Genomic DNA, 24,347 nt, shown 5'->3' on the forward strand with positions numbered 1-24,347 from the left:
GTTATTTGATTTTAACTGGTATTCCTGACACCATCAGAACAACCTCATCAGCTTTTGATGCCACATATTGATTCATCCAACCCTCCATGTCTGTGAAGCGTCTTTGAACCACATTATCACTCACTCCGCCACTACCAATCTCATTAGTCACAAAGATAAACGTTGCATCTTGGGCCGTAAATTGATCAAATTCCTTTTTAATTGCATCGAGTGCTTCATCAATCACTGGCTCTTTTGGATTATTTTGGTTTGCATCGAAAAAGAAATTAGTGCACCAAAGCGTAATGCAGTCGACAACACATACCTTATTATATATAGTATGGTACGACAGATATTTCTCTTCTTCGATATTAGTCCAATGGTCTCCTCTACGTGCTTGATGTCTTTTTACACGCTCCTTGAACTCTTCATCCCAAATACGTGCCGTGGCAAAATATATTGGTTGGTCGGTCATTGATAGGGCTAAGCGTTCTGCATACATACTTTTCCCAGAACGTTGTCCTCCAGTTATCAGTATAATCTTTTTCATATTGCGAAGATAATAAAAACTCGTTTAATAATAAGACCTTAGAGGTAAAAAACAAGTATAAAACGAAAGATAATTTGATTAAATAATTGATATTTCTCATTTTTTATGTTGTTGAGCATAAATTCCTTAGTAAAAATTTGGCAGTTCGAATATTTTTTAATTACTTTGCACTCGTAAACAAGAAAAAAGATTATAAACAATAATTATTAATTAATTTTTTAGAGAGACATGAAAAAGTTAGTTTTATTAGCTGCTGCTGCCTTAATGACAGTATCAGCATCCGCACAAACTGTACAGGAAAGTAAGACTTTTGACAACATTTATGTTGGTGTTAATGGCGGTGTTGCTACAAAAACAACCGGTCATGCATGGTTAAAGGGTCTTGATCCAAATGCAGGTCTTCGCATTGGTCGCTGGTTTACTCCAGTTGTTGGTTTGGCAGTAGAGAGCAATGCTTATTTCTCAAATAAGCCTTATGCTTCAACAGGTACTATCGTTCGCTTCTTGAACACAAGCTTGTTGGGTACTTTGAACGTCAGTAACTGGTTTGGTGGTTACACTGGTGAGCCTCGCTCATTCGAAGTAATCGCTGTAGCTGGTCTTGGTTGGGGCCACTTGTTTGGCAACACTGCAGAGTACAAGAGCTTCAAACAGGTTAACAACTTGACTTCAAAGTTAGGTCTTGATTTCGCTTTCAACTTCGGTTCACAGAAGCAGTGGCAGTTCTATGTTGAGCCATCTATTGCTTATGGTTTGAACGATAAGAGCGGTACTCCTTACAACATGGGTAATAGCGGTATCCAGTACAACATCAACCACAGCTACGTTCAGTTGAATGGTGGTTTGATTTACAAGTTCGCTAACTCAAATGGTACACACAACTTCAAGATTGTTACTCCTCGCGATCAGAGCGAAATCGATGCACTCAACTCACAGATCAGCGATCTTCGTAACGAACTTGCTAAGAAACCAAAAGAGGTTATCAAGGAAGTTGTTAAGGAAGTTCCAGGTGCAAGCGTAGTTAACCCATTGTTCGTAACATTCGCACAGGGTAAGTCTAACTTGACAAGCGAAGCTAAGTCTGTTCTTGATAACATCGCTAAGGGTAGCACTGTACAGATTGTTGGTACATCTTCTCCTGAAGGTTCAAGCTCACTTAACAAGAAACTTTCTCAGGATCGTGCAAACGTTGTTGCTAACTACCTGAAGAATAAGGGTGTAAATGTTGAGCAAGCTAATGGTAAGGGCGTTCAAGGTACAACATCTAACCGCCTTGCTGTAATCTACGTAAAGTAATAAAGTAGACTCAATTTACAAGATATTCCCCGACGGAGCAATCCGTTGGGGATTTCTTTTTTAAATACTTCATCTCTAAGAAAGTGTGTTTCTTGGGTATTGTTTCTGGTTAAGCAATCAATGAAATAGAAGAAAAGAAACATAGAAATCACTATAAGTCAATCTTCCTTTTCATGATAATATGATATGGAAGGTGCAAAATAGTGTTACGTTATCTCTTCGGTAGCGAAAACAATGAAATTAGAAAGCAAACCCAAATAAGCTATTTTGCAAGTTAAAATGGCTGAGATTAAGAGGTGTTTTAATGTTGTTTACGCGATAAAATGAATGGAATTGTTTTTCAGGATAGATTCGTTTTATCGATTACTATATTTATTTTGAGAGATAATGCAAAATGATATTGCGCTTAAAGAAAGTCCTTTAATTGCGCATCTTGACCAAAAATGGATTGAAAGTATTCGTTAGCAGCTTCGTATGGTAGGTTTGCTTGTTCAAAGAACGCTTTCATTTTAGCAAGCGCGCCCTTTTGTTCTTCATCATTAATCGTGTATTCCTTGAGTATTTTAGACGTCTCTTCTTCAATTGATTTTCCAAGTCCTGTGAGGGCATCGAATGCAGAAAACTGGTTAGCATGCTCCCATGAAGAAAGCCTTTTACGTCCGATTGGCTCTACATGAGGCAGTTCAATGATGTCGTTATATTCACTTGTGTCTTCGAACATAGACATTTTATTTTAAAAAGTATAGAGTTTCGCGAAATCGTTTCACGAAACCCTTTACTTTTAATCAATGTAAGTATCTAATATTTTGGTATGACCATTCACAGGAATAAGGTCATAATCTGCTATTTCTGCAGGGATCATACAACTAAATCCTTCGTGCAATTCAATCTCATCTCCAGTCGAATGAACGTGAATTTTGCAGTCGCCTTCAAGGCACATCACAATGACAAAGCTGTCATGTTCCATGAGATTGCGGTGGAATGGGGCAGTGGTGTCAATAATATGTACAGAGAAATATTCTGTTGAAAGCACCGTACAATCGCACTCTTTCTGGTCAGAATAGTGTGTGCGATAGTCTTTTTCTACATGATAATTGAGTGCTTCTGCGGCTAATTCTGTATGTAGTTCGCGTGGCTTTCCATCTATTCCAGGCCGGTTATAGTCATAGATTCGATAGGTAAGATCACTACTTTGTTGAACTTCTGCAAGCAAAATGCCTCCGCAAATCGCATGAACGCGTCCTGCAGGAAGGTAGAAAACGTCTCCGGCATGCACTTCGTGACGAGCTAAAACGTCAGTAATTGTGCCTTCAGCAATTCGCTTTTTATATTCATTTCGGTCTATTTCTTGTTTAAAACCAACGTAGAGTGATGCGCCAGGATCAGCGTGAAGGACGTACCACATCTCGCTCTTTCCAAACTTACCATGTACTCGTTGCGCCATCTCATCATTGGGATGAACTTGTATACTCAAGTCATGTCGGGCATCAATAAACTTTACTAAGAGTGGCATTTTACCTGCATAACGCTCTGCAACATGCTTTCCAAGTATCTCGTTTGGATAGCTATCAATGAGTGAAATGAGGTCTTTGCCTTTATAAATTCCGTTAGAAATGATGTTAACACTTGATGGAACAGCACTTACTTCCCATGATTCTCCAACGGGAGCAGTATGCTTTGGCAGATGTTTCCAAGTTGTTAGTTTGTCTCCTCCCCATACCGTTTCATGAAGATTAGGTTCAAACAACAATGGATATAAATGTTTCATATTTGATTGTTGATTTTATTTAAGACTGTCTTGATACCAGGTATAGAGTTTCGCTACACCTTCTTCGATTTCTATTTTGTGTGTCCAGCCTAAACGATGTAACTTTTCTACGTCGATGAGTTTACGTGGGGTGCCGTTAGGTTTTGAGGCATCCCAAACGATTTCTCCTGTGAAACCAACCGTTTCTTTGACTAAGTTTGCTAATTGTTTAATCGTGAGTTCTTTTCCTGTTCCGACGTTAATATGGCAGTTCCTGATTTCACCTAACGATGGAATAGCACCGCCTCGACCTTCAGAATTATTACGATCTACAACACCATCTGTCTTTGCATCATAGAAAACAGATGAGTATTTATCAATGCCTATGATGTCTTTGAAGTCAACATTCAATAGCACATGTACGCTTGCATCAGCCATATCTTCACTCCAAAGGAATTCACGGAATGGACTACCATCGCCCCATAACGTCACCTTATTATCCTCTATGCCATAGAAAGCGAGGGCTTTTAAGATGCGTTCTTGCGTGTTGTTACCGTCGACATTGCCTTCACCAATAAGCTTACGCAAGGCTGGTGGAGGGTTGAGTGGACGTTTATTCATGTCGTTGTTAATAGCATTCCAGTCTCCATCATGAATGAGTTTGGCTAAGTAAATCTTACGCATCATGGCAGGCATCACATGACTATTCTCCAAATGGAAGTTGTCATTAGGACCATAAAGGTTAGTAGGCATGACAGCAATATAGTTCGTTCCATATTGCAAATTGTAGCTTTCACACATCTTAAGTCCGGCAATTTTGGCGATAGCATATTCCTCGTTGGTATATTCCAAGGGCGAGGTGAGTAGACAATCTTCCTTCATTGGTTGCGGCGCATCCTTTGGATAGATACATGTCGAGCCTAAGAATAGTAATTTTTTCACCCCATGTTTATATGCGTTTTCAATCACATTGCATTGCATTTTCATGTTTTGCATGATGAAATCTGCACGGTAAAGAGAGTTCGCCATAATGCCTCCAACGAATGCAGCAGCAAGAACTACCGCATCGGGTTGTACCTCATCAAAGAATGATTTGACGGCAGATTGGTCTGTCAAGTCAAGCTCTTTATGACTCCTTCCGATTAGGTTTGTATAGCCACGTGACTCTAAATTCTTCCAAATGGCAGAGCCAACAAGTCCATGATGGCCTGCAATGTAAATCTTACTATCCTTTTCTAATGTCATTTCTTTATTCTTTTTATCTTATTATATAGTCTATTTTTTGCGTGTAGCTCTGATGAAGAATGCAATCAAACAGATGTAAGCTATCAAAGAGCACACTTGACTTGCGGCACTTGTCAACCAGGTTGGTGACACAGCGAGCTTCATGTCGGACAACCAAACCTCAAAACCTGCAAACTTCAGCAATGCACTTATCACGCCCATCAATGCTCCACCAGCAATAAAACCGCTTGCAATCAGCGTACCATGCTCACCGCGTTGCTTGTTCACTTCATCATCTTTACTACGAGAAGTAACCCACCAGTTGATGGCACCTCCCACAACCAATGGTACGTTTAGCTCTAAAGGAATAAACATTCCCAATGCAAAAGCGAGCGCAGGAACCTTACATAGCGTCAGAATTATAGCCAAAACAGCTCCTATACCATATAGAATCCATGGTGCACCTACACCGTTCATAAGAGGATCTATGACTGCAGCCATCGCGTTAGCTTGTGGTGCTGCCAGACTGCCGCTTGCGAAACCATAAGTCTCATTGAGTAACATCATCACGCCACCAACTGTTGCTGCGCTGACCAAAGTACCCAAAAACTTCCAACTTTCCTGTTTCTTTGGCGTCGTTCCAAGCCAATATCCTATCTTCAAGTCAGTGATAAAGCTACCCGACATGCTTAAAGCGGTGCAGACAACTCCTCCCATAATGAGGGCAGCCAGCATGCCGGCAGAACCTTTTAAGCCTACAGCAACCATCACAACACTGGCAAATATCAACGTCATTAGCGTCATTCCTGATACTGGATTGCTACCAACGATGGCGATAGCATTAGCTGCAACGGTCGTAAAAAGAAAGGCAATGACGGTCACAAGCAGTATACCTACCACAGCAAATAAGATGTTTCCTTGCATCACTCCAGTCCAAAAGAAGATGAAAGTGAGTAATAATACCACAATACTTCCTATGGCAATAATCTTAAAACTGATATCTCTTTGAGTGCGTTGTACGTCATCTATGTTTCCACCTTTACCTTTTAGTTCACGCGCTGCCAGTCCAACAGCATCACGGATGATACCCCAACTACGGATAATTCCAATGATACCAGCCATAGCTATGCCTCCAATGCCGATGCTACGTGCATACGATCTGAAGATTGTTTCAGGGTTCATAGCGCCTACTGTGAGTGTAATGGAGGGGTCCCACTGGTTTAATACTTGGTCATGGAATAGTAACGACATGCCAGGAACAATCAACCACCACACTGCAATGCTACCAAAACAGATGTATAGTGCATATTTCAAGCCTACAATATAGCCCAAACCAAGGACGGCAGCGCCTGTATTGACTTTGAAAACGAGCTTTGCCTTGTCGGCCAATTCTGTTCCCCAACCTACCACACGGCTTGTAAAGTTCTCATTCCACCAGCCAAGTGAGGCCACAATAAAATCGTAAAGTCCACCTACAAGACCTGATAATAGCAGCGGTTTTGCCTGATCTCTACCTTTCGCTCCACTCATTAATACTTGAGTTGTGGCTGTAGCCTCGGGGAAAGGATACTTGCCATGCATGTCGCTTACAAAGTATTTGCGGAAAGGAATAAGGAATAATATACCGAGAACACCACCTAATGCCGAGGCCATGAATATCTTAAAGAATGATGTTGTCATTTCAGGATACTTGGCTTGCAATATATATATGGCAGGCAAAGTAAAGATAGCACCAGCTACAACAGCACCCGAGCAGGCGCCGATACTTTGAATAATAACGTTCTCTCCAAGTGCATTGTGACGCTTTGCGGCTGTAGATGCGCCGACAGCAATAATGGCTATGGGGATAGCGGCCTCGAAAACCTGACCTACTTTGAGTCCAAGATAGGCTGCAGCTGCTGAAAAAAGCACTGCCATAAGAATGCCCCAAATGACTGACCAGCTATTCACTTCGGGATAAACCTTGTTGGGGCTCATCACAGGTTCATACTTTTCGCCTTCTTTTAGTTCGCGAAATGCGTTCTCGGACAGCTGTACTGCCTCCATGTCTTTCGTTTCTTTTTCCATAATTCCGTATTATCTTACAAAGATAAAACAAATGAATATAAAATCAAAATTATTGGTTCTATTTAGTCAATATAATTTGATTTTGGATTCTCTAAAGCTTATACTTCTGTCAAAAAGAAATAAAAAACCGGGAGACTACAAGGGTCTTCCGGTTTAGTTTTTTATTTATTTCAATAAGTCGGGACGCAAACGTTTTGTCCGTTCCATTGCTTGATCAAACTCCCATTGGCGTACTTTCGCTTCGTTTCCACTCAAAAGAATGTCTGGAACCTTCCAACCTTTATAGTCAGATGGGCGAGTATATATAGGTGCTGCAAGCATATTGTCTTGAAAACAGTCGCTCAATGCACTTTGTTCATCACTGATTGAGCCTGGAATTAGCCTCACTATAGCGTCTGTCATCACTGCAGCGGCCAACTCTCCGCCTGTAAGTACATAGTCACCAATACTTATCTCTCGCGTAATCAGATGGTCTCTGACGCGCTGATCAATTCCTTTATAGTGGCCACAGAGGATAATCATGTTGCCTTTTAGGGATAGTTCGTTGGCTAAAGGCTGGTCAAACTTCTCACCATCTGGGCTGGTGTAAATCACCTCTTCATAGTCGCGTTCGGCTTTAAGCGCAGAGATGCAGCGGTCAATAGGTTCACATTGCATCACCATTCCTGCGCTTCCACCATAAGGATAGTCGTCAACGCGACGCCATTTGTCAAGCGTATAATCGCGAAGGTTATGTAACCGAATCTCAACAAGCCCTTTTTTCTGTGCCCGAGCAAGGATAGATTCAGTGACAAAGCCCTCAATCATTTCCGGGATTACTGAAATAATGTCTATTCTCATGACTGCAAAAGTAATACTTTTTCTTTGATTGAACAAGCATACTCATGCTTTATCGGCATCGAGTTGCATATTTAATATTATTCTTTTCCAAACTTTTCAATAAATTCTTCTTCTGAGATTATGGGGATTCCCAATTGTTGTGCCTTCTGATTCTTAGAACTTTGAGAGGCTACATCGTTGTTAATCAGATAGTCGGTAGACTTGCTGACGCTTCCCGTTACCTTTCCTCCTTGACTTTCTATGTATGCTTTCAGCTCGTTACGATTCTTATAATGTGTCACATCGCCAGTCACAACAAAGGTCAATCCCTTGCAACTGTCGCCCTCAGCTGCTGTGTTTTCTTGGCTCACGCGTACTTGTTGAAGCAGTTCTTCAACCATAGCGAGGTTTTCTTCATCATGAAACCAAGTCACCACTTGATTACTTTTTTCGGGTCCAATGCCTGCAATGAGAGAAAAAGGTGAGTCGCTTGCCGGAACAATATTTTCGCTTTTACCACTTGCAATGGTGATAATATCTTGCAGCGAATAGGCACTTAGCAACCTTTTACATACGTCTTGACCACACAAAGGAATGCTCAACGCATATAGAAAGTGGTGTGCTTCCACGTCACGTGCTTTCTCAATAGAGCGCAAAAGGTTGCGAACGCTCTTCTCACCAAAACCATCTGTTGACGAAAGTTGAATGGCGTGATCTTTCAATTTGTATAAATCGGCATAGGTCTTTACCCATCCAAAGTTGATAAACTTAGCCACTGTTTGCTCTGACATGCCATCGATGTTAACTCCTTCTTTGCTTACAAAGCGCGCAAACTTACGCAGTTGTTTCGCTGGGCATTTGTGGTTTGTGCAATGAAGGGTCTTTGTTTCGCTGACCGAACTAATCGTTATGCGGGTTGGGGCATTGCAAACCGGACAAGAACATGGAATATCTAAGTCGCCAACTTTCTCGATAACACGAATCACTTTCGGTATAATCTTATTGGCTTTGATAACACTTAGTTTCGTTCCTTGGCCGCCGATACCTAATCGTTCACATTCACTGATATTGCAGAGTGAGGCACGTTTTACACTCGTTCCCTCCAAATCGACAGGTGAAAACACGGCAACTGGTGAGATTGTATTGGCTGCACAACTCCATTCTACATGGTCTAACACGGTGTCTGCACTTTCATCTTGCCATTTAAAAGCAAGGCCCGCACGCGTTGCATGATGTCCCGTGACGCTGCCAGTTTGGGCAAACGCCGTGTCATCATAGGTAATTACCAAGCCATCTACAGGGTAGGGGTTCTCTTTTCCCGTTACTTTCTCAGTCCATTTTGCAATGACTTGTTCTATGTTTTGCAGTGTTGGATGTTCTATTTCCTCACGTTCTACCGCCTTCATACCATTCTTTTCAAGCCAATCCATACGCTTTCCCCATGACGTTATGACTTCATCGGTATAGACTAATGTAAAGGGAATCCACACAAGATGACGCTGTTTGACTTCATTAATGTCTTTTAATGTCAGCGAACCTGAAGCTAAGTTGCGTGGGTTTGCATATTCTTCTTCGCTCTCAATATTAAATTGTTCGAAGTCGGCATAACTGATAACACATTCTCCTCTGACTACAACATGGCCCTTGTTCTTTATCTCTTGTGGAATGCCTTGAATGGCAGTAGCCAAATGAGTGATGTTTGTTCCGATGTGTCCATTGCCTCGTGTCACCACCTTTGTAAGTTTTCCGTTGTCAAAAGTGACTACAAGTGTCAACCCATCAAGCTTCCAACTCAGCCAAATAGGATGCTCTTCTGCCCATTTCGCGAGTTCAATGGGTTGCTTGGTCTTTGCTAATGAGAGGGCAGGAAATTCGTGTTCTTCCTTCTTTCCAATAATATTGTCTTCCGAAACTCGGTTGGTTGGTGAGTCGGGGAATTGCTGCCCAGTCTCTTTTTCCAAGCGTTTCACTTCGTCAAACAAGGCGTCCCATTCGTAGTCTGACATCTGTTCGCCCTGTCCATTATAGTATGCATTGGCCGCGAAATTAAGCTTGTCAACAAGCTCTCGCATGGTTCTTAGTTTGTCTTCTGCCATTTTATAGAATTCAAAAGTTATGGTTTAGCAAAAATACAACTTTTATATCATAAACCATTCTCATTGTAGGAAAAAGTTGATTCTTGTGTTTTGGGGTAGTGCTTCAAATGGTAATAAAAAATAATATAGTTTATGTTGAGTGAGATTATAGTAATATTCTGATAATCAATAAATAATAAATTATTTGTAATTTGTGCTATTTCGGTGTGTAATCTGCCTCAAATCATGCGGTGAAATGACGCAGAAGGCACACCAAAATGGCGCAAATTCAAATACCACTTTATGGGTTAAGGAAATTAATATCCATGCTTTGTACTTTTGAAGAGCATGGTTTATTGTTTGATTTTTGATGAAATTATACTGCAAAAGTGGTCGGACAGCATCGCGATAACCTGCAATATCTCTATTGATGTTGCACTGGTGCGAACTTCACGCATACGGGATGCTGAACCAAAATGTCTTGATGTGTGTCGCTTAGCAAGCCTGTTTGAGGGTTGCGTGCATAGACTTGAATCTTATTTGCATCACGACAAGCGACGAGAACAAACTTTCCATTCGGTGTAATGATAAAGTTTCGAGGGTGCAATCCCGTGGGTTGTTGTCCAAAGCGAACAAGCTTTCCCGAAGCTAATCTCTTAAAAATGGTGATTCCATCGCCTTTTAATCGTGTGCTCGCATAAACGAACTTACCATCAGGGCTGAGGTGAATATCGGCTCCACCGCGGGCTTTTGCATCGTCAGCAGCAATGGTTTGGAAGCGTTTCAGCAAGCCATTGGCATAATGAAATGCCGTGATGTCACCCGATAATTCACTCATAAGGTAGACGTCTTTACCATTGGGTGAGAATGTGAGATGACGCGGACCAGAGTCTTTGTCAACATCAACTGGCGCGGAATAAGGTGTGAGTGTACCTGCTGTTTTGTTGTATTTGAATGATAGAATCTGGTCTGCACTGAAGTTTGTTGCTAACATATAACCATCTTTTGTGAATCGAGTGCAGTGCACATGAGGCTTGTCTTGTCTCGTCAAGTCTGGGCCTCCAATTGTTCCTTTGTGTTGACTGGCCATGGGTTTCAAGCTTCCATCGGCTGCAATTGGAAACACAGAGAGACTTCCTCCCGAATAGTTTGCCGTCATAACTACGTGTCCATCGGTCTCCACATAACACGGATCTTCACCGTGTGTGCGTTGAGTGTTGACGAGTTTCATGCTTCCATCTCGACCGAAGGCTATGGCATTCAAGCTTGCTGTGGTATCATTGTTCTCGCTAACCGCATAGAAATATCGGCCATTTGGTGCGAAAGCAAGGTATGAAGGGTTTTTAAGTGCCAGCGAATGTTGTGCAGTTGCTTTCCCCGTTTGTTGGTCAAAAAGAAAAGAATAGACACCTTTGCTGCCATTATCAGTATAGGTTCCGATAACCATATTGAGCTTGTTGTTCGCTGTACAGAGGGCTGGAAGGGCAGAAGCCACCACACTTAACACGATTGTTTTAGTCTTCATTGAATTTATTTTTTATGATTTGATACTGTTATTTGTTCTCTTTTTGCACCTTATAATATAGTTATAGCATCATGGATTGGTTTGTCTGAACTGGTTAGGAGTGGTAGAAGTGAGCCTCTTGAAATACTTACAAAAGAAGCTTACCGTAGGAAAGTTCAGCTCATCAGCAATCTCTATAATCGTTTTATCACTGTGTTTCAACAATACTTTGGCTGAAGTAATCAGGGCACGGTCTATCCATTCTTTCCCTGTTTGACCGCTAACAGCCTTCACAACCGTACCAAGATAGCGGTCGGTGAGGCACATCTTTTCAGCATAGAAGCCCATTTGATGTTCTTGTTTGCAGTTTTTGTTGACTAAATAGATAAAGCGTTCGAAGATGTTTCGCTCGTTAGAGTGTTCCGAAGTTACATTGTCCTTTACCATCGAAAAATGGAAATCGTATTGATAGATAATCGTGCGAATGATGCTTTTAATCACTTGTTGACTGTGAGGTTCTTTCGAAACAGCTTGGAGAAGCAATCCGAAAAGTTGTTGAATAAAATTGTTTTCAGCATCAGAAAGCTGTTTTTGAGCATCTGTCATTGGTCGGTTGAAGGTGGCAGGAATGGCATCATTCATGGCAAGATGCATGAAATCGGGTGAGCATGCCATGCCGGTTAAGTTGAAATCTTGCGATGCTTCAAGGGGCTGAATGATAGTTCCCGGCGTGAGAAAAACAAGGGTTCCGGCTGTTAATTCCTTGTCAAGAAGATTGAAACGCACAGTAGCTTTGCCCGTACGTATCAAGCCATAGCGATAGTCTTGCAGCTGAAATATCGAGCCGATCCGCAGTACTGCTTGGAGAACATACTTCAAATCGGTGACCACGGAGAAGTCTTTGGTGACGACGATATTGCCGGGAAAGTCGCTTTTGTAAGACTCAACGAGTTCCTTGAAGCGGTCGAATGTAAGTGAAAGGGGCTTGTCTTGCATCTCTTTTTAGTTTGAAATATGATGCAAAGATAATGAAATTTGCCTTTCAAAGCGCTTTTTTTACTTCGTATCTTACGAAAAGAACATTATCCAATAGAAAAGGATAACACATCATCATACATTTTGTTCTATCTTTGCAGCAGTTAGATGACAGAATAATGAAAAGGAAAATCTTGATATGTTGTTGCGTTTTGCCCCTGCAATTGTGGGCACAGTCGCTCACATTAGAGGCTTGCAAGCAGCGAGCCGAGGCCAATTATCCCGCTGTGAGTCAGTATCATTTGATGGAACTTACACGTGATTTTACATTGGAAAATGCTGCAAAAGCCTGGTTGCCCCAAGTGTCTGTGTCGCTTAGTGGCGTTGCTTTTACAGACTTGTTGAATGTAAGTGGTGTGATGAAACAAATGGGAATGGAGACTAAAAAAACGTTGGCTTCGGGCATGGTGATGCTGAATCAGAATGTGTATGATGGTGGAAAGATTCATGCTCAGCGTCAGATTGTCCGCGCACAAACCGAAGTTCAGCGTCAGCAATTGGCTGTTTCGCTGTATGATTTGAATCGGAGAGTGGAGCAACTCTATTTTGGTGTGCTGCTGTTGGATGCGCAAATCAAACATACATCGTTGCTGATTGACGACCTAAAACTTAGTCGGCAGACCATTGAAGCAATGATGCGAGGAGGTGTTGCCAATCCAACGGATGTCGATGCAGTGGCAGTTGAGCAAGAGAATGCATTGCAATTGCTCGATGCGCAGCAGGCTTCGAGACAATCATTTCTTAAGATGTTGGGTCTTTTTATACATCAATCGTTGGATAAAGACGTGCAATTGCAGTTGCCTGTTGCATTAGATTTGAAGTCGGAAGAAGTGAAACGCCCAGAACTTTCCTATTTCCAAGCACGCGAAAATCAGTTAGGTGCGGAGCGAAAACGATTGAATGCAAGTCTTCTTCCAACGCTAAAAGCCTTCGGAATGGGCGTGTATCATACAAAGATTACATCGCTGATACACAATGGAATGCTTGCTGGTGGTTTAACTTTAAGTTGGAATGTTGGAGCCTTATATACGCGAAAGAATGATCTTCAAAAGCTAATGGTGCAGCAACAGCAGATAGAAAGCGAGCGCGCTACCTTTCTTTTTAATAATCATTTGGAGGTAGAAACAGCCGAAGGGAACATAGCTATGCTCAAGAAACAACTGCTTCGGGACGATGAAATCGTAAGACTTCGGGAGCAAATTCGCGGAAAGAGCGAGAAGAAAGTACGCTTAGGAACGGAAAGTATCAATGAGATGTTGCGGGATATTAATGCAGTTTCCAAGGCACGTCAACAGCGTTCGACTCATGAAATCCAATTGCTTGAAGCCTTATACGCACTTAAAAATACGATAAATCAATAACAACTGAACAGAATTATGATGAAGAAAATAATGTTATTTGCTGTAATGTGCCTGCTGATGGGCTGCAGTAACAATGATAATGTCTTTGACGCAACAGGAACTTTCGAGGCAACAGAAGTGACTGTTTCAGCCGAACAAACGGGAAAACTGATTTGCTTTGACATTCAAGAAGGTGGAAAAGTTATCGTAAACAAGGAGGTTGGATGTATTGATACCATTCCCTTTTATCTGAAAGCACGGCAGATTGGTGCACTAAAAATGGTGTATCAAGCACAGAAACCGAATGCTTCTACGCAGGTAGCTGCCTTGCGTCAGCAGATTGTTAAGGCCCAAGAAGACGTCAAACGCTATGCGGAGTTGGTGAAAGATGGGGCTGCCAACCGGAAGATATTAGATGATTCACGAAACCAATTGCTTGTTCTTCAGCGACAGTTAGCAGCTCAAAATTCCACCTTGGGTAACTCTACGCGCAGTCTTTCGGCTCAAATGGGGACGGCAGATGTAGAGAAACTGCAAGTCATTGACCAGCTTCGGAAGTGTCATATCACGTCACCTATCAGCGGAACTGTATTGGAGAAGTATGCTGAACAGGGTGAGTTTGTCATGACAGGAAAGCCTCTTTTTAAGGTCGCTGATATCCAACGGCTTTATCTTCGGGCTTATATCACGAGCCAACAACTAAGTAAAGTGAAGCTCGGTCAACGTGTAACTGTCTTCTCAGATTACGGGAATAACCTACGTAAAAGCTATCAAGGTGTGGTGTCATGGATATCATCTCAGAGTGAGTTTACACCCAAAACTATCCTCACAAATGACGAGCGTGCCGACTTAGTTTATGCCATAAAGGTGGCTGTTAAGAATGATGGTAGCATTAAAATAGGTATGTATGGCGAGGTCAACTTCTAATCATCGGCCGTCAATATCTGTCAGAGCATTGTCTAAAAGCTATGGAAGAGTGCAGGCATTACATGACGTTTCGTTTGATGTTGAGCATGGAAAAATCTTTGGACTCATAGGACCTGACGGCTCAGGGAAGACCACTTTGTTTCGTATTCTGACGACTCTTTTGTTGGCAGATGCAGGAAAAGCCAGTGTAGATGGGTTTGATGTAGTTCGGGATATGAATGATATTCGGAAACGAGTAGGGTATATGCCTGGTCATTTTTCACTCTATCAAGACCTTACAGTGGAAGAGAACTTGAAGTTCTTTGCAACACTTTTCTCCACAACGATAGCCGAAGGCTATGACTTAATCGCTCCAATCTATTCGCAGATAGAACGATTTAAGACGCGAAGAGCAGGCGCTTTGTCTGGTGGAATGAAGCAAAAACTGGCGCTATGTTGTGCTTTAGTGCATAAGCCTTCCATTCTTTTTCTTGACGAACCCACTACGGGTGTCGACCCCGTTAGCCGTAAAGAGTTTTGGGAAATGCTTGTAACCTTGAAACAAAATGACATCACAATAGTAGTTTCTACGCCTTATATTGACGAAGTGTTGCAGTGTGATTGCGTGGCATTCTTACATGAAGGTAGGTTGAAAGGAGTAGGGAATCCCAAGACAATATTAACGCAATTCAAAGCTATTTTCAATCCACCCGCGTTGGTACATGAGGTAAACGACAACCAGAAGGAACACGAAGAAAACGTCATTCAGGTGCAACATTTAGTGAAATCCTTTGGAGATTTCCGTGCCGTAGATGACATTTCGTTTAATGTTCGCCGTGGAGAGATCTTTGGTTTCCTTGGTGCTAATGGTGCAGGAAAGACCACGGCAATGCACATTTTGACGGGACTTAGTCAGCCAACTGGGGGACATGCCATGGTTGCTGGCTTCGATGTGTCTACTCAGTACGAGCAAGTGAAGCGATATATTGGCTATATGAGTCAGAAGTTTTCACTCTATGAAGACCTTACTGTGACTGAAAACATTCAATTGTTTGGTCATATCTACGGCATGAAGTCTGCTGACATCAGCCGCAAACTCCATCAGTTACTCCAACAATTACAGTTTACTGACCATGCCAACGACATTGTTTCTTCCCTCCCATTAGGCTGGAAACAGAAGCTCGCTTTCTCCATAAGTATCTTCCATGAGCCTGATATTGTGTTCTTAGATGAGCCAACTGGCGGTGTCGATCCAGCCACAAGACAGCAGTTTTGGACGTTAATTTACGATGCAGCCCGAAGCGGAATAACCATCTTTGTGACTACACATTACATGGATGAAGCCGAATATTGCGACAGAATCTCTATCATGGTAGATGGTAAGATAAGTGCAATCGGGACGCCTTCTGAACTTAAATCACAGTTCAATAAACGTGATATGAATGAGGTTTTTACTTTCTTGGCGCGACAATCCAACCGGCAAAGTGTTTAGTATGAAAGAGTTTTGGTCATTTATTATTAAGGAAACGCAACACATTATGCGTGATAGACGCACGATGATGATACTCTTTGGTATGCCCATTATACTGATGTTGATCTTTGGTTTTGCAATCTCTACTGACGTAAGAAACGTGAGAACCGTTGTCGTTATGTCTCAGATCGATCATCAAACACAACGGATGATTAATGCACTTGATGAGTCAGAGTATTTCAAAGTGCTCTATAAGGTGCACACACCTGCCGAAGCTGAGCAGCTGATTCGTAATCAAAAGGCTGATATGGGGATTGTTTTTAGTACTGATTTTGCCAGCAAACATGGTGGAGTTCAGCTCATTATAGATGGTACAGACCCTAATATGGCACAGCAATATAATAATTATGCTTCACAGATTATGGGCACTCAACTGATGAATGTCATGCAAAGAAAGTCCCCAAGTGCCATTGCTTTAAAAATGCTTTATAACCCCCAAATGAAGAGTTCCTATAACTTTGTGCCAGGAATCATGGGGATTTTGTTGATGTTAATATGTGCAATGATGACGAGTATCAGCATAGTTCGTGAGAAAGAACGAGGTACAATGGAGGTGTTGTTAGTGTCACCTGTGCGCCCGTTTCTAATCATATTGGCGAAAGCAGTACCTTATCTTGTGTTGGCATTTGTCGTGCTTTTAGCGATTCTTCTCATGTCACGTTACGTGTTGTTTGTACCAATTGCTGGCAGTCTTTGGCTCATTTTACTTGTCTCAACGATATATATATTCATGGCTTTATCCCTGGGATTGCTCATCAGTACGATAGCAAAGACACAGATGGCAGCCTTATTAATGTCGGCCGTTATGTTGTTAATGCCTTGCACTATGCTAAGCGGCATGATGTTTCCTATCGAGAGTATGCCTCATGTTTTGCAATGGGTTGCGGCACTGATTCCACCGCGTTATTATATCTCTGCAATGAGAAAATTACTCATTATGGGTGTATCGTTTCAATATGTTTTGCCAGAAATCATCACCCTTTTAGGCATGACGACGCTCTTTTTGACGGTAGCGTTGTTGAAATTTAATAAAAGATTGGGGTAGTATGCTTATTCTTTATCTCATAAAAAAAGAGTTCTTACAGATGAACCGCAATCACTTTCTGAAAGTGTTGGCGTTGGTTTATCCTGTGGCTGTTATGTGTGTATTCCCTTGGGTGATGCGTATGGACGTGAAAAACGTAGCGGTTGTGGTGGTAGATAACGACCATTCTACACTTTCACAACAATTGGTTCATCGCATAGAGGCAAGCCATTATTTCGTCTTTAAGGGGCAGAACGCTTCGTATACTGATGCTTTAAGTGCCGTAGAACAATGTGAAGCAGACGTGATAGTAGAGGTTCCTGCGCACTTCGAACGTAATAAAACGCGGGGCGAGCACCCTCAAATACAGATTGCGGTAAATGCTGTTAATGGGTCGAAAGGCATGTTGGGCGCTTCATATATGAATCAGATAGTGACCGCATCTGTTGCTCCAGAAGGACTGCTTACCACCTTAAGTCAGCGTGTTTCAACCTTATATTTATATAATAAGCACTTAGATAGTAAGCGATTCATGATTCCTTCACTCTTTGGAATCTTGCTAATGGTTATCTGTGGAGCCTTACCTGCCCTGAACATTGTAGCCGAAAAGGAGGCTGGAACGATTGAAGCTATCAACGTAACTCCTGTGAGTAAGTTTACGTTTATCATGGCAAAGCTCATCCCTTATTGGCTACTTGGCATGTTGGTCATGACGATTTGTATTGTCCTTACAAGGTTTTTATATGGTTTTTCGTGTGTAGGAAGCTTGTTTTGGGTGTATCTTCTTGCCCTGCTTTTATCTTTTTGTTTCAGTGGTTTGGGGTTGGTCATTTCCAATTATAACGATACTATGCAGCAAGCCATGTTCGTTTTATGGTTCTTTTTGTTGATATGTCTGTTGATGAGTGGCTTACTTACGCCCGCACGTTCTATGCCTCACTGGGCTTATTTGACTACTTATATCAATCCAGTTGCCTATTTTATTGATGGTGTTCGAACGATTTATGTGCGTGGGGGAGGTTTTATGAGTATTCTTCCACAGTTGCTTGGGCTCACTCTCTTATCTGTTTTTGCAGATACTTGGGCAGTATTGAGCTATCGGAAAAATAGATAATTCTTTATGAAGGTGTGCTTTCAGTGAGCGGTTTAATATCACCTAACGCTATCATCTCATGGCGCACGATATGAAAAGAAATAGCCTTCATTGTAGTGATGCCAATCATGCGTAAAACGATATGGGGCAAAACATAAGGTAATCTCCGTCGTTTTAAGCTGTAAACTACGCCATTTCGCATTGCAAAATGATGCAGTTTACAGCTTAAAAAGGCTTGTTTTTGTAGTCTTAATTTGCTGGTTTAATCTGGTTTCTCTAATCATTTATACAACATTCTTTTTGTGTTCGTGATTCTTGTTTAGGTATTTTTAGAAAAAAAATAAAGGACTTAGTGAATAATCTATTTGAAAATCACGTATCTTTGTGGCATAATCAATGGTGAAAAGAATATCTGAATATAGACAAATTATGAGGAAAATTAAATGGTATATCATTGCTTTTGCTTTATTGTTAACTGCTTGTAAGTCTGCGAGTTTACAGGATAAGGCTAAAGGAAAGTATGGGCAGGTGAAACTGAATGATGCAGAACGTGCTGAAGTTGACAGCATGGTGAATGGCGTGGCCTTTCGTTTGGTTCATGAGATGCAAAAGAATCATGACAACTTATTGGTCTCTCCACTTGGGCTTTGCTATACTTTGAATATGCTCAATGCTGGTGCTGATGGGGCGACACAACGGCAAATAAATCGTTTCTTGGGTCGGGACATATTGGCAGATCGTTTATGTCGCAAGATGTTATTGGTTGATGCGGCAACAAAAGACGGGCAAGCGAAGGCGCAAAATGATAAAGTAACAACGCTGATTGTCGACAATAGGGTTGATGTTGGTCGTGGAATTAGCTTGCTACCAGCCTTTGAAGAGCGCATGAAAGAAAGTTATTTTGCTGCGATAGAAGAGGGAAATGAGGCACAAAAGATTATCCTTAGTAACACATTACGATTTGATGGAGTGTGGAAAGAGGCTTTTGATTCATCGCAAACTCAAGTAAGTTTGTTCACAACAGCCGAGGGAAAGCAGCAGAAAGTACCGCTGATGAGTGGACGGTTTAAGTTAGATTATGCCGAAACAAATGATTATCAATTGGTAAAAATACCATATAATGGTGGCTTTAATCTTTATGTATTATTGCCTAAAACAGGAGAAAAGTTAGAACCGATTGTGTCAAAGTTGGATGTGACTACATGGCAACAAACGCTTAAACAGATGCAAATGGCCGATGTAAGTCTATGGTTTCCACGCCTTAGTACAGCCAAGAAGAACGACATGATAAGTGTGTTGAAGAACTTAGGTGTTAGGGATGCCTTTGACATGCAACTTGCAAACCTTTCAAAAATGACTTTAGGACAGGCGTATGTTTCAGGAGTTAAGCAGGAGGTTCAAATTGATTTTAACGAGCAACGCACTGAAGCTGAGGCCAAAACAACGATGGAAGTAGCTGTACTTTGTGCTACAGAAGAGCCTAAGAAGAAAGAAATCCAGAGAAGGTTCGTACGCTGTGACCATCCATTTCTTTATGTAGTGACCAATCGATTTGGTGCAATCTGCTTCATCGGTGAGGTTCAACGGTTTTAGTATAGTAAGCTTATGAAACAACGATTGGTATTGTGTTTAGCACTCGTCTTATTGTCTTTGCAAGGTTTTGCCATAGGACAAGAGAAAAAGTTTGTTTGTGTTCATGCGACGAAAACAAAAGGACCGATTTATGAATTCTGTGATACAATGCCCGAATTTCCAGGAGGTCAGCAGGCAATGTTTAAGTTTATAGCTGAACATTTGAAATGGCCGACAACAGTAGTAGAGTGTACTGGCAATTGGAGAGTGGTGATAAAGTTTATTGTTGAGACTGATGGGACCCTCTCATGTCCCCAATTTGTCCACCGAACGGATACCGCATTTGAGAATGAAGCCCTAAAAGTTTGGCGACAGTTTCCACGATTTAAGCCTGCTATCAAGGGCGGACGTCCTGTTCGTTGTAGGTTTGTTTTCCCGATAAGGTTTAAGGGTTTATAGCACTTTTGATTTGTTTTGCGAAATGAAAGTCCGCGTTTCTTGATTTTTTTACCTACATTTGTAGTCATTATGGAAGTTATTGTAAGTAAAGAAATAGAGCAAGTTTGTCCTCATTTCGTAGGAGCTTGTGTGGAGGCTAAGGTTGAAAACTCTTCTTTTTGCAGTGAATTGTGGGAAGAAATCCATGCAAAGGGTGAACAGTTTCGCAATGAACTGACCACAGAAACACTAAAAGATATTAGTGGAATTGCAGCAACCCGTCGCGTTTATCGGGCTTGTGGAAAAGATCCTTCGCGTTATCGTCCTGCCGCAGAAGCCTTGATTCGTAGAATGTTACAAGGCAAAAAACTCTATCAAATAGATACTTTGGTAGACTTAATCAACTTGGCTTCAATCGCCTTTGGGTATAGTTTAGGTGGTTTTGATGCAGATAAGATTGTGGGAAATCAATTGACTTTGGGCATCGGTAGAGCTGAAGAACCTTATGAAGGAATAGGGCGTGGCCCATTGAATATTGAAGGTTTGCCTGTATATCGCGATAAAATAGGGGGTATTGGAACGCCAACGAGTGACCATGAACGCACGAAAATAACAGCTCAAACGACGCATCTCTTGGTGCTTGTCAATGGATATGATGGCAATGAAGATGCTGTTTGGTCTACTGCTTTGTATGTACAAGCGTTGCTTCGAAAGTATGCTTGCAGTGACGGGGGGACGTTCTTTGTCTATAAATAAAATCAAACAAAATTTTGTTGGATGTGATAAAATCATTAAATTTGCACTATTACTCCATATTATTTGAATCAAACAATTAGAGTTTTATAAGGAAAAGAAGAATTATGAAAAAGAAAATTATTTTATTGTTCACGGCATTACTGATGACAATCTCAGCCAATGCACAGTTTGAAGAAGGTAAGCTTTATGCAGGAGCATCATTGACTGGTTTGAATTTAAGCTACAATGGAGCTAATGAACTGAATCTTGGTGTTCAGGCAAAGTTAGGATATATGGTAGCCGATGAATTGATGTTATTAGGCAATGCGGGTATACAGACAAGCTCAAGTCATGTGACTCCAAACAGCTTTTCATTAGGTGTTGGCGGACGATATTATATCGAACAGAATGGAATCTACCTCGGAGTAAATGCTAAATACATTCATTCTAAGGGATATAATGACTTTATGCCGGGTGTAGAAGTGGGTTATGCTTTCTTCTTAAGTCATACAGTTACCCTTGAGCCGGCTATCTACTATGATCAAAGTATCAAGGATCACAGCCAGTATTCTACAATTGGTTTGAAGGTGGGTATAGGCGTTTATCTCTAAGATCTATGTCAGATAAATACCCTTCTTCACTCTTAGAGAAGGCTGTAAGCGAGTTTTCCAAGCTACCAGGTATAGGGCGCAAGTCAGCATTGCGCCTTGTATTGTATATGCTTCGACGTGAAAATGAAGAAGTAGATGCCTTTAGTGAGGCTATCACTACACTCAAACACGAGGTGAAATACTGCAAAGTGTGTCATAATATCAGTGATACGGATGTCTGTCCGATATGTTCTGATGTTAGAAGAGACGCCACAACAATCTGTGTAGTGGAGAATATTCAAGACGTAATGGCCATAGAAAAGACCCAGCAATATAATGGGTTATACCATGTGTTGGGCGGAATTATCTCGCCGATGGATGGTATTGGGCCGAACGATATAGAGATTTCATCACTTGTAGAACGTGTAAAGACGGGCAAAATAAAGGAAGTTATTCTTGCATTGAGTTCTACAATGGAAGGTGATACGACAAATTTCTTTATCTCACGAAAGCTTGCTGATTTCGATGTTGCTATCAGTGTGATTGCTCGAGGCATTTCTGTTGGCGACGAGTTAGAGTATACTGATGAGGTGACGCTTGGTCGTTCAATCATCAATCGAACTCCTTTTAAACAATGAACAGTACTTATTAAACGATGAAACGCATACAAAAGATACTCCAAATTAATTATTTTCTTAACCTCATTATAGTCTTATTGTGGATTGTTCTCAATGAAAACGACGTGTTTAATATCGTTGGAACAGCACATGAAAGCACTAATTCTGACTTTCTTTCTGCCTCAATAATGGAGGTTATTACCATTTGTTTTATTCCTGTTTCCTTACGATTGTTTAAGTTTGGAGCCATTCGTCAAGCCATAAAAGACGATAAAACCCCACTTTTGAATACGTTTTTTGCTTATTCATTAGTGAGACTTGAAATGCTGCTTATGCCGATGTTGGTTAATGCTGTGCTTTATTATGTCTTCATGAATGTTGCTTTTGGCTATATGGCCATTATCCTTTTTCTGTCTACTCTCTTTATTTTTCCTACGCAAGAACGTTGTGAACAGGAATACAATACGATCATTCAATCCTAAGTTTTCAGCCTTTGTGACGCGTGATTCAGCTCTCGGTAATAATCGTTAACTATAATGTGAAGTACTATTTAGCACAATGTCTCCATTCACTTTGTCGTGCTTTGGAGGGGTTGAATGCCGAGATTCTTGTTGTTGATAACCACTCCTCAGACGATAGTATCACTTATTTGAAGGCGCATTTTCCTTCAGTTCGTTACATTGAAAATCGTGAAAACATGGGTTTTGCACGTGCAAATAACATTGCAATTGAGCAGAGTCGGGGAGAATATGTGCTTTTATTGAATCCCGATACAATAGTGGGTGAGGGTGTGTTGAAAGCCGTTTTATCTTTCATGGAGCGTCATCCCAAGGCGGGAGCTGCAGGAGTTTGCATGCTCAAAGCAGACGGAAGTTGTGCCAAAGAGAGTCGACGTGGACTGCCTACTCCCATGACTGCGCTTTATAAAATGAGTGGGCTTAGCAGGTTGTTCCCTAATAATAAGAGGTTAGCGCATTACTATATGGGAGGTATTTCGTGGGATATGCCTCACCAAATTGAGGTCGTCAGTGGGGCCTTTTGTTTTCTTCGGCGTGAAGCTTTGTTACAAGTGGGGATGTTGGATGACGATTATTTCATGTATGGAGAAGACATAGAACTCAGTTGTCAGTTGCTTTTGAAAGGGTGGGAGAATTGGTATTTGCCACTAAAAATACTGCATTATAAAGGCGAAAGCACTGCAATGACTTCCTATCGCTATGTGCATCGGTTTTATAAAGCCATGCTTATCTATATCCGAAAGCATTATGGTGTCGTTTCGTTTGCAGCCTATTTCTTGAAAATAGCCATTGTTTTTAAAGCCTTAATGGTTGTTGTTCGCCAGACTGTTCATAAGCTTTTGTGTTCTTTTGGCATATCATTTCAGCAGAAGAAACGCCGTTCGTGTTATGTCTTTATCGGTCAAAAAACGATGCTTGATGACTGCCAAAAGATTGCTAAGGATTATGATTTGTCTGCTCTTTTCATAGAAGGCAGTCCAACAAACATACCTGTTATTCCAGAAAAGAAGGAATTTTCACTTACTTATCTCGTTTATGATATGGACGTTTTCGACTATACTTTTGTGTTGAATGATATGGCTTCGCGTGCAAATGAAGGCTATTCTATGGGAACATATTCATCAAAAATATTAATCACTGAAGATAAAGTCATATATGGAAAGTAACAAAGTGAGACTCAGAGCCATGGAGCCTGAAGACTTAGACCTGCTTTATGAGATTGAGAATGATATTGAAACATGGCATGTTGGGGCTGTAAACGTGCCCTATTCGCGTTATCTTTTACATGATTATATTGCTCATGCGACGGGAGATATCTATGCAGATCGTCAGCTCAGACTTATCATTGAAGATAAAAAAGGGAATAGTGTTGGACTGATAGATTTGGTAGATTTTGATCCACAACACAGCAGAGCAGAGGTCGGAATCATTCTTCAAATGAAGCATCGCCGGCGTGGTTATGCCACAGAGGCAATGAAACTCATCTTGGATTATGCACGAAAAGTGGTCCATCTTCATCAAGTTTATGCCATTGTCTCCGTCAATAATCAACCTTCTTTGAACCTACTTAAATCGTTGGGTTTCAGGGAATACACGACAATGAAAGACTGGTTGCGCGAAGATAATTGTTTCGTTGATGCACAATTGCTACAATATTTTTTGTAAAAAAGGTGTAGAAAGGTTTGCA

At 41.3% G+C, this 24,347-nt stretch carries 23 protein-coding genes; 14 read left to right on the forward strand and 9 right to left on the reverse strand.

The annotated features are described in order from the left end of the window. Nucleotide 1 precedes the first annotated feature (1 nt). Complete coding sequence (cobU, locus tag HMPREF9145_RS09265) at nucleotides 2-529, reverse strand: bifunctional adenosylcobinamide kinase/adenosylcobinamide-phosphate guanylyltransferase (RefSeq protein ID WP_021826098.1); 528 nt, start codon at nucleotides 527-529, stop codon at nucleotides 2-4. Between the two features lie 228 nt (nucleotides 530-757). On the opposite strand from cobU, the gene HMPREF9145_RS09270 reads away from it, so the two are divergent. Beyond that, entirely contained in the window at nucleotides 758-1,825 is a 1,068-nt protein-coding gene (locus tag HMPREF9145_RS09270; protein ID WP_021826044.1) for an OmpA family protein, read from the forward strand. A gap of 406 nt (nucleotides 1,826-2,231) precedes the next feature. Here the strand turns inward: HMPREF9145_RS09270 and HMPREF9145_RS09275 are convergent, their stop codons facing one another. The 8 genes from HMPREF9145_RS09275 to HMPREF9145_RS09310 all read right to left on the reverse strand — a co-directional run bounded on the left by HMPREF9145_RS09275 (nucleotide 2,232) and on the right by HMPREF9145_RS09310 (nucleotide 12,257). Beyond that, a complete protein-coding gene (locus HMPREF9145_RS09275; protein ID WP_021826080.1) occupies nucleotides 2,232-2,546 on the reverse strand; it encodes a hypothetical protein in 315 nt (104 codons plus the stop codon). A gap of 60 nt (nucleotides 2,547-2,606) precedes the next feature. Further along, complete coding sequence (locus tag HMPREF9145_RS09280; RefSeq protein WP_007133334.1) at nucleotides 2,607-3,593, reverse strand: type I phosphomannose isomerase catalytic subunit; 987 nt, start codon at nucleotides 3,591-3,593, stop codon at nucleotides 2,607-2,609. Between the two features lie 15 nt (nucleotides 3,594-3,608). Further along, nucleotides 3,609-4,817, reverse strand: coding sequence for a GDP-L-fucose synthase family protein (locus tag HMPREF9145_RS09285; RefSeq protein WP_021826070.1), 1,209 nt, complete (start codon nucleotides 4,815-4,817; stop codon nucleotides 3,609-3,611). 30 nt (nucleotides 4,818-4,847) lie between these two features. Continuing rightward, complete coding sequence (locus tag HMPREF9145_RS09290; protein ID WP_021826115.1) at nucleotides 4,848-6,863, reverse strand: OPT family oligopeptide transporter; 2,016 nt, start codon at nucleotides 6,861-6,863, stop codon at nucleotides 4,848-4,850. Nucleotides 6,864-7,028: 165 nt separating this feature from the next. Then, nucleotides 7,029-7,703 (reverse strand): tRNA (guanosine(37)-N1)-methyltransferase TrmD, encoded by a 675-nt coding sequence (gene trmD / locus HMPREF9145_RS09295; protein ID WP_036907245.1) that lies wholly within the window; start codon nucleotides 7,701-7,703, stop codon nucleotides 7,029-7,031. A gap of 77 nt (nucleotides 7,704-7,780) precedes the next feature. After that, nucleotides 7,781-9,778 (reverse strand): NAD-dependent DNA ligase LigA, encoded by a 1,998-nt coding sequence (gene ligA / locus HMPREF9145_RS09300; RefSeq protein ID WP_021826050.1) that lies wholly within the window; start codon nucleotides 9,776-9,778, stop codon nucleotides 7,781-7,783. 403 nt (nucleotides 9,779-10,181) lie between these two features. After that, nucleotides 10,182-11,282, reverse strand: coding sequence for a lactonase family protein (locus HMPREF9145_RS09305; RefSeq protein WP_021826100.1), 1,101 nt, complete (start codon nucleotides 11,280-11,282; stop codon nucleotides 10,182-10,184). 69 nt (nucleotides 11,283-11,351) lie between these two features. After that, entirely contained in the window at nucleotides 11,352-12,257 is a 906-nt protein-coding gene (locus tag HMPREF9145_RS09310; protein WP_021826090.1) for a helix-turn-helix domain-containing protein, read from the reverse strand. Nucleotides 12,258-12,415: 158 nt separating this feature from the next. Between HMPREF9145_RS09310 and HMPREF9145_RS09315 the strand changes: the two genes are divergently transcribed. The 13 genes from HMPREF9145_RS09315 to HMPREF9145_RS09375 all read left to right on the forward strand — a co-directional run bounded on the left by HMPREF9145_RS09315 (nucleotide 12,416) and on the right by HMPREF9145_RS09375 (nucleotide 24,325). Next, nucleotides 12,416-13,657, forward strand: coding sequence for a TolC family protein (locus HMPREF9145_RS09315; RefSeq protein ID WP_021826088.1), 1,242 nt, complete (start codon nucleotides 12,416-12,418; stop codon nucleotides 13,655-13,657). A gap of 18 nt (nucleotides 13,658-13,675) precedes the next feature. Then, complete coding sequence (locus HMPREF9145_RS09320; RefSeq protein WP_036907249.1) at nucleotides 13,676-14,563, forward strand: HlyD family secretion protein; 888 nt, start codon at nucleotides 13,676-13,678, stop codon at nucleotides 14,561-14,563. Further along, nucleotides 14,544-16,034, forward strand: coding sequence for an ATP-binding cassette domain-containing protein (locus HMPREF9145_RS09325; protein ID WP_021826092.1), 1,491 nt, complete (start codon nucleotides 14,544-14,546; stop codon nucleotides 16,032-16,034). The genes HMPREF9145_RS09320 and HMPREF9145_RS09325 overlap by 20 nt, the downstream gene beginning before the upstream one ends. A gap of 1 nt (nucleotide 16,035) precedes the next feature. After that, entirely contained in the window at nucleotides 16,036-17,118 is a 1,083-nt protein-coding gene (locus HMPREF9145_RS09330) for an ABC transporter permease (protein WP_036907252.1), read from the forward strand. Nucleotide 17,119: 1 nt separating this feature from the next. After that, nucleotides 17,120-18,211, forward strand: a complete 1,092-nt coding sequence (locus HMPREF9145_RS09335) for an ABC transporter permease (RefSeq protein ID WP_021826084.1) — start codon at nucleotides 17,120-17,122, stop codon at nucleotides 18,209-18,211. A 408-nt stretch (nucleotides 18,212-18,619) separates the two neighbouring features. After that, nucleotides 18,620-19,783, forward strand: a complete 1,164-nt coding sequence (locus tag HMPREF9145_RS09340; protein ID WP_021826062.1) for a serpin family protein — start codon at nucleotides 18,620-18,622, stop codon at nucleotides 19,781-19,783. A gap of 12 nt (nucleotides 19,784-19,795) precedes the next feature. Next, the gene (locus tag HMPREF9145_RS09345; RefSeq protein WP_052026756.1) at nucleotides 19,796-20,221 is read left to right on the forward strand and encodes an energy transducer TonB; all 426 of its coding nucleotides are present in this window, start codon (nucleotides 19,796-19,798) and stop codon (nucleotides 20,219-20,221) included. Nucleotides 20,222-20,290: 69 nt separating this feature from the next. Further along, nucleotides 20,291-20,956: a B3/B4 domain-containing protein gene (locus HMPREF9145_RS09350; protein WP_021826072.1), complete on the forward strand. Its 666-nt coding sequence runs from the start codon at nucleotides 20,291-20,293 to the stop codon at nucleotides 20,954-20,956. A gap of 104 nt (nucleotides 20,957-21,060) precedes the next feature. After that, entirely contained in the window at nucleotides 21,061-21,546 is a 486-nt protein-coding gene (locus HMPREF9145_RS09355) for an outer membrane beta-barrel protein (protein ID WP_021826027.1), read from the forward strand. A 5-nt stretch (nucleotides 21,547-21,551) separates the two neighbouring features. After that, nucleotides 21,552-22,163 (forward strand): recombination mediator RecR, encoded by a 612-nt coding sequence (gene recR / locus HMPREF9145_RS09360; RefSeq protein ID WP_021826056.1) that lies wholly within the window; start codon nucleotides 21,552-21,554, stop codon nucleotides 22,161-22,163. A 17-nt stretch (nucleotides 22,164-22,180) separates the two neighbouring features. Continuing rightward, on the forward strand, nucleotides 22,181-22,624 hold the full coding sequence (locus HMPREF9145_RS09365) for a hypothetical protein (RefSeq protein ID WP_021826032.1): 444 nt from the start codon (nucleotides 22,181-22,183) through the stop codon (nucleotides 22,622-22,624). Nucleotides 22,625-22,647: 23 nt separating this feature from the next. Continuing rightward, the gene (locus tag HMPREF9145_RS09370) at nucleotides 22,648-23,826 is read left to right on the forward strand and encodes a glycosyltransferase family 2 protein (protein ID WP_036907271.1); all 1,179 of its coding nucleotides are present in this window, start codon (nucleotides 22,648-22,650) and stop codon (nucleotides 23,824-23,826) included. Then, nucleotides 23,816-24,325, forward strand: a complete 510-nt coding sequence (locus HMPREF9145_RS09375; protein ID WP_021826048.1) for a GNAT family N-acetyltransferase — start codon at nucleotides 23,816-23,818, stop codon at nucleotides 24,323-24,325. The genes HMPREF9145_RS09370 and HMPREF9145_RS09375 overlap by 11 nt, the downstream gene beginning before the upstream one ends. Nucleotides 24,326-24,347: the final 22 nt, after the last annotated feature.

This window comes from Segatella salivae F0493, from assembly GCF_000477535.1.
Lineage (GTDB): Bacteria > Bacteroidota > Bacteroidia > Bacteroidales > Bacteroidaceae > Prevotella > Prevotella salivae.